The organism is Vogesella mureinivorans (assembly GCF_007644035.1).
GTDB classification, from domain to species: domain Bacteria; phylum Pseudomonadota; class Gammaproteobacteria; order Burkholderiales; family Chromobacteriaceae; genus Vogesella; species Vogesella mureinivorans.
On record NZ_VMTV02000190.1, the window covers coordinates 1 to 368 of the forward strand.

Annotated in this window: 1 protein-coding gene; it reads right to left on the reverse strand. The window is 44.8% G+C overall.

Annotated features, from left to right (window positions below):
* Positions 1-368, reverse strand: a 368-nt coding sequence (locus FLQ44_RS07745; protein WP_206208730.1) for an alkaline phosphatase, incomplete at both ends; no start/stop codon positions are given.

Consider the following 368-nt stretch of genomic DNA (forward strand, 5'->3'; position numbering starts at 1 on the left):
TGAACGTTTGGCATTAGTGCCATGCAGGGCATGGTCAATACGACCGCCTTCGACCATCAAAAAATAACCCTTGTCGCCACTTTGTGCCTGTAGCATCTCAAGTGATTTTACGGTCATTTCTGCAAGACTAGGTTGATCTGGTGCCTTACCATTCAAACGATCCAGATCATAGGCAAGGTGAGAGGTTGCCGTATAAAGTCCAATATATTTTTTGTTGAGTGGCGCAGATTGCATTTCGGCTTTGTTTGCAGCAACGGTATAACCTTTTGCCGACAGTTCACTTAATAAATTACGTCCATCAATACGCCCTCTGCTATTGCTAGGGCTGTATGGGGTAAAGTGATTACGACCACCGCCCATCAATACAT